General features: G+C 50.5%; 16 protein-coding genes. 9 read left to right on the top strand and 7 right to left on the bottom strand.

Going from position 1 to position 14,215, the window contains the following annotated elements; translation table 11 throughout:
• Positions 1-6 precede the first annotated feature (6 nt).
• The 3 genes from ACLJRE_RS06525 to hypA are packed head-to-tail and all read left to right on the top strand — an operon-like array spanning position 7 to position 2,297.
• Positions 7-1,068 (top strand): hydrogenase expression/formation C-terminal domain-containing protein, encoded by a 1,062-nt coding sequence (locus ACLJRE_RS06525; RefSeq protein WP_023212742.1) that lies wholly within the window; start codon positions 7-9, stop codon positions 1,066-1,068.
• Entirely contained in the window at positions 1,056-1,943 is an 888-nt protein-coding gene (locus tag ACLJRE_RS06520) for a dehydrogenase (RefSeq protein WP_001634162.1), read from the top strand. The genes ACLJRE_RS06525 and ACLJRE_RS06520 overlap by 13 nt, the downstream gene beginning before the upstream one ends.
• A 12-nt stretch (positions 1,944-1,955) precedes the next feature.
• Complete coding sequence (gene hypA, locus ACLJRE_RS06515) at positions 1,956-2,297, top strand: hydrogenase maturation nickel metallochaperone HypA (RefSeq protein WP_000544772.1); 342 nt, start codon at positions 1,956-1,958, stop codon at positions 2,295-2,297.
• A gap of 140 nt (positions 2,298-2,437) precedes the next feature.
• On the opposite strand, the gene ompC is transcribed toward hypA, so the two are convergent.
• A complete protein-coding gene (gene ompC, locus ACLJRE_RS06510) occupies positions 2,438-3,556 on the bottom strand; it encodes a porin OmpC (RefSeq protein WP_000758335.1) in 1,119 nt (372 codons plus the stop codon).
• Positions 3,557-4,271: 715 nt separating this feature from the next.
• Between ompC and ACLJRE_RS06505 the strand changes: the two genes are divergently transcribed.
• Positions 4,272-4,814: a YybH family protein gene (locus ACLJRE_RS06505; RefSeq protein ID WP_023212741.1), complete on the top strand. Its 543-nt coding sequence runs from the start codon at positions 4,272-4,274 to the stop codon at positions 4,812-4,814.
• 55 nt (positions 4,815-4,869) lie between these two features.
• Here the strand turns inward: ACLJRE_RS06505 and ACLJRE_RS06500 are convergent, their stop codons facing one another.
• The 4 genes from ACLJRE_RS06500 to sad form a co-directional block, all read right to left on the bottom strand.
• Positions 4,870-5,784: a bestrophin family protein gene (locus ACLJRE_RS06500; protein WP_023137026.1), complete on the bottom strand. Its 915-nt coding sequence runs from the start codon at positions 5,782-5,784 to the stop codon at positions 4,870-4,872.
• A gap of 255 nt (positions 5,785-6,039) precedes the next feature.
• Positions 6,040-6,399 (bottom strand): DUF4186 domain-containing protein, encoded by a 360-nt coding sequence (locus tag ACLJRE_RS06495; protein ID WP_000992454.1) that lies wholly within the window; start codon positions 6,397-6,399, stop codon positions 6,040-6,042.
• Positions 6,399-7,325 carry a glutaminase B gene (gene glsB, locus ACLJRE_RS06490; protein ID WP_000090081.1) on the bottom strand — a complete coding sequence of 309 codons (927 nt, stop codon included), beginning with the start codon at positions 7,323-7,325 and terminating at the stop codon, positions 6,399-6,401. The genes ACLJRE_RS06495 and glsB overlap by 1 nt, the downstream gene beginning before the upstream one ends.
• A 72-nt stretch (positions 7,326-7,397) precedes the next feature.
• A complete protein-coding gene (gene sad, locus ACLJRE_RS06485) occupies positions 7,398-8,786 on the bottom strand; it encodes a succinate-semialdehyde dehydrogenase (protein WP_000178407.1) in 1,389 nt (462 codons plus the stop codon).
• A 102-nt stretch (positions 8,787-8,888) separates the two neighbouring features.
• Between sad and ptrR the strand changes: the two genes are divergently transcribed.
• Together ptrR and ACLJRE_RS06475 are read left to right on the top strand one after the other, a co-directional pair.
• Positions 8,889-9,761 carry a putrescine utilization regulator PtrR gene (ptrR, locus tag ACLJRE_RS06480; RefSeq protein WP_000366539.1) on the top strand — a complete coding sequence of 291 codons (873 nt, stop codon included), beginning with the start codon at positions 8,889-8,891 and terminating at the stop codon, positions 9,759-9,761.
• Positions 9,762-9,876: 115 nt separating this feature from the next.
• The gene (locus ACLJRE_RS06475; protein WP_000154621.1) at positions 9,877-11,067 is read left to right on the top strand and encodes a sugar transporter; all 1,191 of its coding nucleotides are present in this window, start codon (positions 9,877-9,879) and stop codon (positions 11,065-11,067) included.
• Positions 11,068-11,113: 46 nt separating this feature from the next.
• Here the strand turns inward: ACLJRE_RS06475 and ACLJRE_RS06470 are convergent, their stop codons facing one another.
• A complete protein-coding gene (locus tag ACLJRE_RS06470; RefSeq protein ID WP_000968968.1) occupies positions 11,114-11,779 on the bottom strand; it encodes a MarC family NAAT transporter in 666 nt (221 codons plus the stop codon).
• A gap of 258 nt (positions 11,780-12,037) precedes the next feature.
• Here ACLJRE_RS06470 and marR point away from each other — a divergent pair, with 258 nt between their 5' ends.
• Genes marR through marB form a run of 3 tightly spaced genes read left to right on the top strand, consistent with a single transcriptional unit; the run spans position 12,038 to position 13,119 of the window.
• Entirely contained in the window at positions 12,038-12,472 is a 435-nt protein-coding gene (gene marR / locus ACLJRE_RS06465) for a multiple antibiotic resistance transcriptional regulator MarR (RefSeq protein WP_000843434.1), read from the top strand.
• 19 nt (positions 12,473-12,491) lie between these two features.
• Positions 12,492-12,875 (top strand): MDR efflux pump AcrAB transcriptional activator MarA, encoded by a 384-nt coding sequence (marA, locus tag ACLJRE_RS06460; RefSeq protein WP_000091194.1) that lies wholly within the window; start codon positions 12,492-12,494, stop codon positions 12,873-12,875.
• A gap of 28 nt (positions 12,876-12,903) precedes the next feature.
• Entirely contained in the window at positions 12,904-13,119 is a 216-nt protein-coding gene (gene marB / locus ACLJRE_RS06455; protein WP_000783049.1) for a multiple antibiotic resistance protein MarB, read from the top strand.
• A gap of 117 nt (positions 13,120-13,236) precedes the next feature.
• Here the strand turns inward: marB and eamA are convergent, their stop codons facing one another.
• Positions 13,237-14,139, bottom strand: a complete 903-nt coding sequence (gene eamA, locus ACLJRE_RS06450; protein ID WP_000987754.1) for an O-acetylserine/cysteine exporter — start codon at positions 14,137-14,139, stop codon at positions 13,237-13,239.
• Between the last annotated feature and the right edge of the window lie 76 nt (positions 14,140-14,215).

The following is a 14,215-nucleotide window of genomic DNA, read 5'->3' as shown; positions in this document are numbered from 1 at the left end:
ACACACGTGAATCATTCCAGAACTATTCCAGTCGTTAATATTGCCGGACCAGGCTCGCAGCCAGAAGAGGAAGACTTTAACTTTCTTCCTATCCCCGCCGGCATTAATCTACCACTGACGCCGGTTTTACCGGAACAGGCGTTGCCCGCTGAGCTTCGTGTTGCCAGACACATCCTGACTACGCTTATTCGCGATATGGATAACCCGGTGGCAACGCTCCCATTTCCCCTGAGCTATAAGCTGAATGCCACTGAGCAACAGAATAGCGGTTTGTTGGATCAACTGCTCGGCGAAGGTGAAATCTCCGCCCGGGTACTATTATCCGATGGAAAAGAACAGCGTATTCAGGAGACGGTTTTTACGGGCGTCTGGCGTGTACGTGAATATAACGCTGACCAGCAACGGGTTGCCGATGAAATTATCATTGGCCCGATCCCGGAGAGCATCTGGCAGACGCATCCGCAGCCGCCGATTACGCCAGAATTGCCGCCACAACCGGCGGGATTGATGAATGGCGCCTTTATCGCGCATGAAATAGCCGAGCGCGTAAAACAGCCGGTAAAAGAGCCGCATATCATTAACTTAACGCTGTTGCCAGTAAACGATGCCGATCGCGAGTATCTGGAGCATTTTTTAGGCGAAGGCTGTAGCGCTATTTTTTCACGCGGATATGGTAAATGCCGGATTGTAAGCACGCATTTTCCCGGCGTATGGCGGGTCAACTATTTCAATGATATGAACACATTACTGCAAGATATGATTGAGATAGCGGACATTCCTGATATCGCCGTTGCAGGCATCGACGATATCGAAGATGCCTACGCGGGGCTAAAAAATACGTTGGAATGGTTGAAAGAATACCCGGTCACAGAAAATGAGCCAGTGGTGCGCATGGAGTGCAAAGTATGTTGGTGGGTTTACGACCCTGCGCTGGGCGATGATGTATGGCAAATTCCACCCGGCGTGCCCTTCAACCAGTTACCTGATTACTGGTGCTGTCCGGTTTGCGAAACCAGTAAGTCCGGGTTTATGGTGATCGATGAAGGTAATAATTCGTGCAAAGATTGACCGTCTATTCTCACCCGCTACGGATTATCTGGCAGGAGGCGCCGATCGGTCGTTTGTTACAGGGCGCAACGCCGGTATACGCGAAGACGCTTATTTCACGTTTGTTTACGTTGTGCGCTCAGGCACACAGCGCAGCGGCGGCTTTACTGTTGTTTCCTGAAGAGAAGCCAGATATGCAGGCCGCACAACAAGAGCTGGCGCGAGAAACGCTCCGTCGCGCGTTGACCGACTGGCTCCCCCTGTTTAGCCACCGACAGGCAACCGCTGAAGAATGGGCGTTGTTACGTCGCGGAGAGTTATCCCCGCTGGCAAGCACAATCTTTTTTGACGATGATCCTCAGACCTGGCTTGCCGCTGGCGTAAAGGGCTGGGAAGCCTGGTTTTTGCAAGAACGTTCTGAAACCGCCCGCTGGCTGGCGGCAGTACAGAATATCATTACACCTACACTACCGATGGCGTCATCCCCGGACCATACGTTAATAACCCCTGGTCCCCTGGATGTCTCGCCTCTGGCTATCGAATATCCGCTACTGTCAGCCTGTTGTCTTAGCGGAAAAACGACTGCGCTACGTCTGCTGGCCCGCTGCATTACGCTCGCCCGAAGTTTGAGCGCCCTTCCTACCCTGCGCTGGAATCGTTTTGATGATGGCGAATGGAAAATAGCGGTAGTGGAAACCGCGCGAGGATGGTTAGTTCATCAGGCCAGACTGACGACGTCAGGCAATATTCTTGATTACCGTATTATCTCGCCTACCACACGTCACGCCCAATCTGACGGCGTCATTGCTCGCGAACTGGCCACTATTCCACTCTCATTGTGGTCGCAACAGTTACAGGTAATTGATCCTTGTGTCGCCGTAAATATTGTTGAATGAAGGAGCTGGCCCATGCATGAATTAGCCCTGGCGCAAAATATTATCGAATTGCTGGAGGAACAGGCAGTAAATCACCAGTTCAGCAAGGTAAAGCAAGTCTGGCTGGAGATTGGCGTTATGGCCTGTGTTGAGGTGCCGGCGCTGCATTTTGGCCTGGACGTCGCCGCTCGTCATACCCTTGCTGACAATGCGCGTTTCCATATTACTATCGCACCGGCGCAAGGTTGGTGTCTGTCCTGTAATCAACCCTTCACCTCTCAAACATCCACACTCTGTTGCCCCTTTTGTCATTCAGGCAAAGTGCAGATAGATGACAGTAGCAGAATGCGCATTCGCGAGATCGAAGTCGAATAGTCAACGAATAGTCAATAAAAAAGGACGCCAGAAGCGTCCTGAAATAATAAAAGAATAAATTAACAATAATAAAGGTTAAGCAGTGACACAGTTTTGGGAAAAGGAGGGTATCCCTAAACTGTCTTAATCAGCAAGTTTTATCAAAACTCGTAGACTAAGCCGAGCGCCACGGTGTTGTCTGTATTAGGATTCGATGGGTTGCCATCTTTTAGCAGATTGATTTTGTAGTCAACATACGCGGACATATTTTTATTGAAGTAGTAATAGGAACCCACATCAATATATTTCACAAGGTCGAACGAACCCAGTCCATCAACATCATTGGCTCTGGATTGCAGGAACGCCAGTGATGGGCGTAAGCCATTATCAAATTGATATTGCCCTACCATTTCCCAGTTATCGGTTTTATGTGCAAAGCCGCCCAATGTATCACCCATATAGGTCATATCATAAGTACGGGTATAGTTTGCCGCCAGGTAAATATTATTGGCATCATACTTCACGCCGCCAGTCCAGGCTTCAGCGCGGTCACCATTGTCGTATTTATCTTGCGTCATCTGATCAAGCGTGCGTTTGGAACTGGTATAGGCTGCCCCCAGGCTCACCCCCATGCCCAAATCATATGTCGCTGATGCCCCGAAACCATCGCCATTCTGGTACGCGATACTTTTTCTGGCATTATTACTTAAAGGATCGCCTTCTTTCGACAGGCCGTCATTTTTACCCTGATACTGCAACGCAATATTCAGACCATCAACCAGACCAAAGAAATCATTATTGCGATAAGTCAGAACGCCATTCGCGCGTCCGGTCATAAAATTATCGGAAGCTTCATACGAATCATTACCAAATTCAGGCAGTACGTCAGTCCATGAACCAATGTCGTATAACACGCCATAGTTACGACCATAATCAACAGACCCCATATCGGCAAATGCCAAACCAGCAAAACCGAGACGCGTCCAGCTTTGCGGGGAACCGCTGGAGTCACCATCCTCCGGACGATTGGCGTTGACCTGATACTCCCACTGTCCAAAACCGGTTAGTTGATCGGTAATTTGAGTCTCGCCTTTAATACCCATACGGATATAAGATTGATCGCCATCCGTACTATGATTACTGGAAAAATAATGCAGGCCGTCGACCTTGCCATACAAATCCAGTTTATTGCCATCCTTGTTATAGATTTCTGCTGCGTTGGCGGCTCCAGCCATCATCACGGCTGCGGCTACCGCAGATAACACCACTACTTTTTTCATTTTATATGCCTTATTTGTCTTATTTTTGGACTTTCCGCAAAGCCTGCTCGCGGAACTGTCCAGGACAATATCACTAACAATTACCGTGCGTTAAGTTTCAAAGTGTAATATTAGCTTGCTATGTATTAGTGATGTTAAAATGCAAGTTAAGCATGACTACATCAATGATATGCCCTGTTTTCTGCTGTAATAACAAGGGGGTTACCAGTAGAGAACAGGCTTACGGTCGGGGATGCCAGGGTGAGAATGGCACTGAACACTCGGCTGACATTCGTTAAGACGGAACCATAATCAAGTCAGTTGAGGCCACAGCGCTTCTTATTTTTGTGTATAATTTGTTACGTTTACATTTATTTTTAAATTAGCGTTATGAAAATATCAGTACTACTGAAATAGCACTTCTTCGCTTCGTGTATTTTTACTATGGTTAATTATCACATAGCGCAAACGGTCATTTGTGTATCACTATTCATAAGATTAACTATTTACCAGTGGTAATAAACATAAAAGTAAGTCAAGGGACAACAACAATACTGAAACTCTAAATGTTGATATTTTGAGTCATGCCGTTACAAACAAATACGATATTCTTAATTGCACTACTCCCTTTTCGGGGTAATTTTATAAAAGGATGTTTTTATTGTTCGTGAGCCATGCTCCTTTAGTACAAAGGTTAACGTAACAGGAAAGATAAAGTGTCTCAAAAACAGACCATATGGGTATAACTATTATGCAAAAAACGTCACTATTGTTTTCGGCCGCCGCGATAACGTTAACTCTGATGGCGTCATCGGCATCAGCGGCAACGCCAACCGCCGCACAAAATGAAGCTACGTCGACCGTTAAACAAGAAATTACAGAAGGTATTAACCGCTACCTTTATTCAATAGATAAGGCAGACCCAACGTTAGGCAAGCAGCTCTTTTATGTTTCACCGGAAACCAGTTTTATTCATCCACGCGGTCACGAACGCGGATGGTCGCAGATCGCTGAAAATTTTTATGGCACCACTATGGGTAAAACCTTCAGCAAACGCACATTAAAACTGGACGCTTCCCCTGCTATTCATGTGTATGGCAATGCCGCCGTTGCAGAGTTCGACTGGCATTTTACCGCGGTACGCCGTGATAATGGGCAGACTCAACACACGACAGGCCGCGAAAGCCAGGTGTGGGCGAAGATACCAAACACAGGATGGCGAATCGTTCATGTCCACTACTCCGGTCCAGCCAAAACCGGCGTTGGAGAAGGCTATTAAGCTTTGCTCTTCAGGTTATGGCGCAGATGAACATTCTGCGCCAGTTAAGACGATCTCAGGTCAGTTGATAGTGCTTATCCGGTATCCGTTTTGCCGGAATATCCCTTTCATCATTCATTTGCAGTAAATCGATTTCTATCGCATTGCATATCGCATCCAGCGGTAAATCATTATTTTCAGTACCGAACGGATCTTCCAACTCTTCCGCTAACGCATCCAGCGCGATAAACGTATAAGAAATAAGCACCGAAATAAACGGTGTCATATAGTGCAGATCAACCACCAGTGCAAATGGCAACATAATGCAGAAAAGATAAACCGTACGATGCAAAATTAACGTATAGGCAAAAGGCACCGGCGTGTTGGCGATGCGTTCACAGCCGGCCAACACTGACGACATATCATTTAAACGGTTGTTGAGGCTATGAAATAAAATATCGGAAAGCTTTCCGCTGCGGCGGCGAATCGCCAGCCACTCTCCCATCAGCAATAAGATACGATTAGCGGGAGAATGGGAAGCGACAACTTTCTGTAACGCGCCCTGGTTAAGATAGTTGCCCAAAACTTGCGTCTGAAGCTGTCGACGCAATGTCATACGCAAACAGTGGGCAAAAGCGATTTGTAACCGAACAAAATCCTCGATACCGCGTTCATCAGGTAAGGTTGTTTTCACCTCACGCAGTATTGAGCGTGAAGCGATCATCAACTGCCCCCACAAATGTCGCGCTTCGACGTAACGCGCATAACAGGCATTATTGCGAAACCCAAGAAAAATGGCGATAGCGACGCCCAGTATGCTAAACGGCGCAAGGGTAAACTTAATACCCAGCATTGTGTACCAGGGCAGCATGATAATAACGGCGATAGAAAGAAGAAAGTTAAGGAGCAGTCGTGAAAAGATTTTAGATAACACGGAACCATGCCAGACAAATATCAGGCGAATCCAGTGCTGTTGTGGTCTAACGATCATGATTATCTTCAGCAGGTAAAAAAGCACTGTCATTAAACGTGATCCAGATCAAGGTTGCAAGCTTCTGGTGATACACGGATCCCCTGCCTTGTAGAACATTTTTTTGCACAGTGCTGACAGGCGTTGAAAAAAAACAACCAAATGTATGTTGTAACTAAAAAGACACTTCAGCACATGAGATATATGACGGTCAACGGCTGCTATCAGTGGTATAGGGTGTTTTATCGGGGAAAGCGTCAGCAACGACGCGCTGCCCTACCGCTGATTCATTTGTATGACCAGCCAGTAATGGATAACGCTGACAATATACTGTTGCTGCGCTTCGCTCAGCGGTTCTCCCTGAGGAATCTGGTGCCATTTCGCCAGGCACCCGCGGCAGCAGGTTGCCGTCGCATGTTGCGCGATAAATACCGGATGGCCCCGCATCGGCGTTTGCTTACCATCATTCGCCGGGTGAACTGGCGCCAGTCGCTGGGCGATAAAATCGGCGGCGTGTTTATCAATCACCTCCGCGCCTTTATCCCAGCAATATTGTCTTTCTTTTATCCCGAGACGAAAACGCGAACGAAATGTCGATCGCGCCAGGCGGGCAAAGAGCGGTTCAAGCGCATTCATCAGTATACCGAACGTCCTAACGTTTGTGTTAATTGTTCAAGCGCGGCGATGCCTGCCAGAGAGTTTCCTGCAGGATCCAGCTCCGGACTCCAGACGGCAATCGCCATTTCATGCGGCACGATGGCGACAATACCGCCGCCCACGCCGGATTTAGCGGGCAATCCCACCCGCCAGGCAAACTCTCCGGCATTCTGATACATACCGCTGGTCGCCATTAGCGCATTAATCTGCCGGGCCTGCATGGGGGTAACTACCGGCTCGTCGAGATGAAACGCCTCGCCCTGATTCGCCAGAAAGACAAACGTCCTCGCCAGTTCCATGCAGCTCATTTTCAACGCACAGTAGTGAAAGTAATTTTGCAACACGGTAGGCACATCATGATGAAAATTACCGAATGATTTCATCAGCCAGGCAATAGCGGCGTTACGGGCGGAATGCTCAAATTCAGAGCGCGCGACCGTAGCGTCATACGTAATATCCGATACGCCGCAAAGCGCGCGCACAACTTCCAGCATCCGCTGACGCGGCGCGCTAAGCCGCCCTTGCAACATGTCGCATACCACCAGCGCGCCCGCATTGATAAATGGATTACGCGGGATGCCTTGTTCCATCTCTAACTGAACCAACGAATTGAACGGCGAGCCGGAAGGATCTTTTCCGACGCGCTGCCAGATCTCCTCTTCCGGATAATGACGCATCGCCACCACCAGACTAAGCACTTTCGAAATAGACTGAATAGAGAAGCGTTCGTGCGCATCGCCCGCCTGATAATGCTGCCCGTCCACGGTACAAATCGCTATCCCCAGCTTTGAACCCTCGACGGACGCTAATGCCGGAATATAGTCAGCGACTTTGCCCTGGCCAATGAGGGGGCGAACGCGCTGTAAAATCGTCTCTAAAATTGCATTATCCATGGCCCTGGCCACAACATGCTCCTTGCTCGCAGGTCTGAAAAGGCCTGCGAGTATAGCAGAGGGCGCCACGCGACGTCAGGGCGATTAGACGCGGTTCTTCCAGACGGTCTGCACATTACAAAATTCGTGTAAACCAAAGTGCGAAAGCTCACGACCGAAGCCGCTTTTCTTCACCCCGCCGAATGCCACACGCGCATCGCTGGCGCTGTACCCATTAATGAATACCCCGCCGCACTCAAGACGCGCCGCCATCTCCGCGGCCAGCGTATCGTCGGCGGTAAAGATCGTCGCCGACAGGCCAAACTCACTGTCATTCGCCAGCGCGAGGGCGTGCGCCGCATCTTTTGCAACGGTAATGGCGGCAACAGGCCCAAAAAGTTCCTGACGAAATGCCGTCATGTCAGGTGTGACATCCGCCAGAACGGTCGCGGCATAATAGTTGCCCTCCCCGGCGATTTTCTCGCCGCCCAACAGTAACCGTGCACCTTCGGCGACGGAAGCCTGCACCTGTTGATGGAGTTCATCACGCAGATCAAAGCGCGCCATCGGCCCCAGGTCATTCTCTTCAACCAGAGGATCACCTATCTTTAATGCTGCGGCAGCCGCCACAAAACGATCGGTAAACGCCTGCGCAATGCCCTCTTCGACAATAAAACGTTTGGCGGCGGCGCAGACTTGTCCGGTGTTTTGATAGCGTCCTGCAACCGCGGCTTTTACCGCCAGCTCGAGATCGGCATCATTGAGTACAATAAACGGATCCGAGCCACCCAGTTCCAGTACGCACTTTTTCAGCGCCGCCCCAGCCTGAGCACCAATCGCCGCGCCGGCGCGCACGCTACCGGTCACCGTCACCGCCGCGATTCGCGGATCGTTAATCATCTGACTCACGCCCTCATTATTGGCGTTCACCCATCCATAGACGCCAGCAGGAGTACCGGCTTCCGTCAAGATTCGGGCTATCATCTGCGCGCAACCCGTGACATTGGGCGCATGTTTTAACAAGTAGCTATTCCCCGCCAACAGTATCGGCACTGCCCCGCGTAACACCTGCCATAAAGGAAAATTCCACGGCATTATCGCCAGAATGACGCCCAGCGGACGGTATTCAATCACCGCCTGCTGATTTTCTACCAGCGTAGGCTCAGGATTCAGCATTGCCGGGCCATGTTCCGCATACCAGTCGCATAACGCGGCGGATTTCGTCACTTCCGCACGCGCCTGCTTTATGGGTTTACCCATTTCACGCGTAATACATTGCGCCATCTCTTCTGCATGAGCGCGAAGCGCCTGACCAATATCACGTAATGTTTGCGCCCGTTGCGCTACCGATGTCATTTTCCACTTTTTGAAACCGCTCGCCGCCAGACTCAGCGCATGTTCAATCTCTTGCGCGTTAGCCCAGGGCATTGCCGCCAGCGTCTGGCCGGTCGCAGGATTCACGGATAACGCCTGTGTTGCAGTCATCATGGTCATGTTCTTTCTCTCGTTATCAGGGGAGTTGTACCATCATGACGCCCTTTACCCTTTCTGAAAAATGAATAATATTAACCAGACTATTCACGAATTGAGAAAACCATGGACCTGACGCAACTGGAAATGTTTAACGCTGTCGCTCTGACGGGCAGCATTACGCAGGCGGCGGCAAAAGTGCACCGCGTTCCGTCCAACCTGACCACGCGTATCCGCCAGCTTGAAGCCGACCTGGGCGTCTCTCTGTTTATTCGCGAAAACCAGCGACTCAGGCTGTCACCAGCCGGGCATAACTTTTTACGTTACAGCCAGCAGATCCTGGCGCTGGTCGATGAAGCCCGCATGGTGGTTGCCGGAGAGGAACCGCAAGGACTGTTTTCACTCGGCGCGTTAGAAAGTACTGCCGCCGTACGTATCCCCGCGCTGCTGGCGGGTTATAACCAGCGTTACCCTAAAATTCAGTTCGCGTTAACGACCGGTCCTTCCGGCGCCATGCTGGATGGCGTGCTCGAGGGAAAGCTGAACGCCGCCTTTATTGATGGCCCGCTAATGCATCCGGGGCTGGAAGGTATACCGGCTTACCAGGAAGAGATGATGATCGTCGCGCCACACGGCCATTCCGTCGTTTCGCGGGCCAGCGAGGTGAATGGTTATAACATCTATGCTTTTCGCGCCAACTGTTCTTACCGACGGCATTTCGAAAGCTGGTTTCATGCCGATGGCGCGACCCCCGGTACGATTCACGAAATGGAGTCATATCATGGAATGTTGGCGTGCGTAATTGCCGGCGCAGGTATTGCGCTGATGCCAGCAAGTATGCTCAACAGTATGCCAGGACATCATCAGGTGGAAGCCTGGCCGTTGGCGGAGAAGTGGCGCTGGCTTAACACCTGGCTAATGTGGCGGCGCGGGGCGATGACGCGTCAGCTTGAGGCCTTTATCGAGTTACTTAACGCCCAACTGGCGAGCGTCGACTGAAGACGAAACGGCCTGCGAAGTAAATGAGAAGCAGGTCACAAAATGATTGTCTTTTCGCCAGTAAACGTTTTAAGATCGCGGTCTCACCTTCTCGCAACTAACCCGAAATATTTTTATGACAATCAATCCAGTTTCCCGCAAGGTCGCGTGGCTACGGGTAGTTACGCTTGCTATTGCCGCTTTTATTTTCAATACCACAGAATTTGTGCCGGTTGGTTTGCTATCAGACATTGCTGAAAGCTTTCATATGCAAACCGCGCAGGTCGGCATCATGCTAACCATTTACGCCTGGGTAGTTGCCGTCATGTCGCTGCCTTTTATGCTTCTTACCAGTCAAATGGAGCGCCGTAAGCTACTCATTTGTCTGTTTGTTTTGTTTATTGCCAGCCATGTGCTCTCCTTTCTGGCATGGAACTTTACCGTGCTGGTCATTAGCCGTATTGGCATCGCTTTCGCCCACGCTATTTTCTGGTCGATAACCGCCTCGCTGGCGATCCGCCTGGCCCCTGCCGGGAAACGCGCTCAGGCATTAAGTCTGATAGCGACCGGCACCGCGTTGGCCATGGTGCTTGGGCTGCCGATAGGTCGCGTTGTTGGTCAGTATTTTGGCTGGCGCACCACCTTTTTTGCCATCGGCATGGGCGCATTAATTACGCTGCTATGTCTGATTAAGCTTCTACCGAAATTGCCGAGCGAGCATTCCGGCTCACTAAAAAGTTTACCTTTGCTATTCCGGCGCCCGGCGCTGATGAGCCTCTATGTACTGACCGTCGTTGTGGTGACTGCGCATTACACCGCTTATAGCTATATTGAACCGTTCGTTCAGAATGTCGCCGGGCTCAGTGCGAATTTTGCTACCGTCCTGTTACTGATCCTCGGCGGCGCCGGGATCATCGGCAGCCTCGTGTTTGGTAAACTGGGTAATCGCCATGCCTCGTCGCTCGTCAGTATCGCTATTGCCCTGCTGGTTGTCTGTCTGCTTCTGCTGCTGCCTGCGGCGGAGAGCGAAGCGCATCTGGCCATACTGAGCATTTTCTGGGGCATCGCGATTATGGTGATAGGGCTCGGTATGCAGGTGAAAGTACTGGCGCTGGCCCCGGACGCGACCGATGTCGCAATGGCGCTATTTTCAGGCATCTTTAATATTGGTATTGGCGCTGGCGCGCTGGTAGGCAATCAGGTGAGTTTGCACTGGTCAATGTCGGCCATCGGCTATATTGGCGCTATACCCGCCTGTGCCGCGCTGGTATGGGCTGTGCTCATATTCCGCAAATGGCCAGTGACGCTGGAAGAACAACCGCATTAAGACATTCGTCTGCCGGGAACAGGTTTCCGGCAGACGAAAATGCGCCTTAGTGGTACGTTTTAATAATTTCCAACACGCCGTTGATAATAAATTGCACGCCCATACACACCAGCAGGAATCCCATTAAGCGGGAGATCGCTTCAATCCCCCCTTTCCCCACCAGCCGCATAATAGCGCCAGAACTGCGTAAGCATCCCCACAGGATCACCGCCACGGCAAGAAAAATAATCGGCGGCGCGACCATAATGACCCAGTCGGGAAACTCGCCGCCATGACGCACTGTGGAAGCGGAACTGATGATCATTGCGATGGTCCCCGGTCCTGCGGTGCTTGGCATAGCCAGTGGAACAAACGCAATATTGGCCGTCGGTTCGTCTGCCAGCTCCTCCGATTTGCTTTTCGCTTCCGGCGACTCATGCGCCTTCTGCTGCGGGAAAAGCATTCTGAAGCCGATAAACGCCACGATTAACCCCCCGGCGATCCGTAGCCCTGGAATCGAAATACCGAAGGTGTTCATGACTAACTGCCCGGCATAGTACGCCACCATCATAATAGCGAAGACATAAACCGAAGCCATATAGGACTGCCGGTTGCGTTCCGCACTATTCATATTGCCCGCAAGGCCAAGAAACAGCGCCACGGTGGTTAGCGGATTGGCTAACGGGAGCAGTACGACCAGCCCCAATCCAATCGCTTTAAACAAATCCATCATAATACTATCTCTTACCCATCAGCGTTTCATGAACCGGAAGTATAAAGTGAAATTGCCCAGGCGCGCCATTTCGCCAGTGTGCGAATTAATATCCTCTACAACATATAACCTGTAATTATCAATTAGTTACAAGTTATCACAGCACAATACCCCGGACGCCTTTTAGCAAATCGTGGCATCGGCCAATTCATTTAGTTGACTTATACTTGCCTGGGCAATAGTATCTGACGAAACTAATTACTTGCCGGGGCAACCATTTTGAAAAGCACCAGTGATCTGTTCAATGAAATCATTCCGCTGGGTCGCTTGATCTACATGGTAAATCAAAAAAAAGATCGCCTGTTAAATAACTATTTATCCCCGCTGGATATCACCGCAACACAGTTTAAAGTGCTGTGCTCGATACGCTGCGCGGGATGTATTACCCCGGTTGAACTTAAAAAAGTGCTGTCTGTCGATCTCGGCGCATTGACGCGGATGCTCGACCGCCTGCTGTGCAAAGGCTGGATCGAAAGACTGCCGAATCCTAATGACAAACGCGGCGTACTGGTGAAGCTAACGCCGGACGGCGCGGCAATTTGTGAGCAATGTCATCAACGACCAGGGCAAGACCTGCATCAGGAATTAACAAAAAACTTAACGGCGGACGAAGTGGCAACGCTTGAGTATTTGCTCAAGAAAATTCTGCCGTAGACAAAAAAGAGGTATGACGATGTCCAGACGCAACACTGACGCTATTACTATTCATAGCATTTTGGACTGGATCGAGGATAACCTGGAGTCGCCGCTCTCACTGGAAAAAGTGTCTGAGCGTTCAGGATATTCCAAATGGCACCTGCAACGGATGTTTAAAAAAGAGACCGGTCATTCATTAGGCCAATACATCCGCAGCCGTAAAATGACGGAAATCGCGCAAAAATTAAAAGAGAGCAACGAGCCCATTCTCTATCTGGCGGAACGCTATGGCTTTGAGTCACAGCAAACATTGACCCGGACGTTCAAAAACTATTTTGATGTGCCGCCACACAAATACCGGATCACCAATATGCATGGCGAATCACGGTATATGCTGCCGCTGAACCATGGCAACTACTAGTTTGTTTATGCGCCACGCGAAGAGCACCATGAAAATGCTGTTTCCCGCCCTGCCGGGTCTGTTACTTATCGCCTCCGGATATGGCATTGCAGAACAAACTTTGTTACCTGTGGCGCAAAATAGCCGCGATGTGATGCTGCTGCCCTGTGTGGGCGATCCGCCAAATGACCTTCACCCCGTGAGCGTGAACAGCGATAAGTCAGATGAATTAGGCGTGCCCTATTATAACGACCAACACCTTTAACCTCTTTGCCCCGTTTTGCGGGGCATTTTTTTAGTACCGTCTGGCTATACGAGTTCGTCGCTATTACCTCGCGGCATAGTCTGAAATTAGCGTTTGTCTTCTTAGTAACATAATGCCTCATCCCCTGACGCGCGCAGTACGGCGCACACGAAATCCAAACACATTGATATAGAGTCCAGCCATAATCAGTACTGCGCCCGCAAGTTGCATCCCGGTCAACGTTTCCCCGAGTAACACCGCGGCGCTCGCCAGCCCGACTACGGGCACCAGCAATGATAACGGCGCCACGCGCCAGGTCTCATAGCGCCCCAGTAACGTGCCCCAGATGCCGTAGCCAAGTATAGTGGCGACAAAAGCCAGATAAAGCAGCGACAATATCGTCGTCATATCGATGGTAATAAGGCTTTGCGTAATGTGCTCCGCCCCCTCCAGTAGCAGCGATGACAGCAGGAACGGCAGGATCGGGATCAGCGCGCTCCAGACCACCAGCGACATCACCGCCGGGCGCGGACTATGTTGCATAATTTTTTTATTAAAGATATTGCCGCAGGCCCAGCTAAATGCCGCCGCCAGTGTCAGCATAAATCCCGACATCGCTATATGCTGTCCGTTGAGACTGGCTTCAATCAATACCAGTACACCTATAATCGCCAGGGCGATCCCCGCTAACTGCTTACGTTGTAACCGCTCACTAAAAACAAACGCCCCCAATGCCATGGTAAAAAAGGCCTGCGCCTGTAATACCAACGACGCCAGTCCTGCGGGCATACCAAACTTTATCGCGCAAAAGAGAAAGGCGAACTGCCCAAAGCTTATCGTCAGGCCATAGCCCAGCAACAGCGTAAGCGGGACTTTAGGCCGGGCGACAAAGAAAATTGCCGGAAACGCCACCAGTAAAAATCGTAATCCTGCCAGCAATAATGGCGGCATATGGTGCAGGCCTACTTTGATGACAACAAAATTGAGCCCCCATACGACAACCACCAGTAACGCCAAAAAACCGTCTTTACGCGACATCATCGGCCCCTGTCATTATTAAAATTTTGTAAAAAGGTAAGTTATCGGAAATCAGTGCGCCATAACAGGACTTTTCTTT

Source organism: Salmonella sp. SAL04157 (assembly GCF_046551635.1).
Lineage (GTDB): Bacteria > Pseudomonadota > Gammaproteobacteria > Enterobacterales > Enterobacteriaceae > Salmonella > Salmonella enterica.
This window is presented reverse-complemented; position numbering and strand designations above follow the sequence as displayed.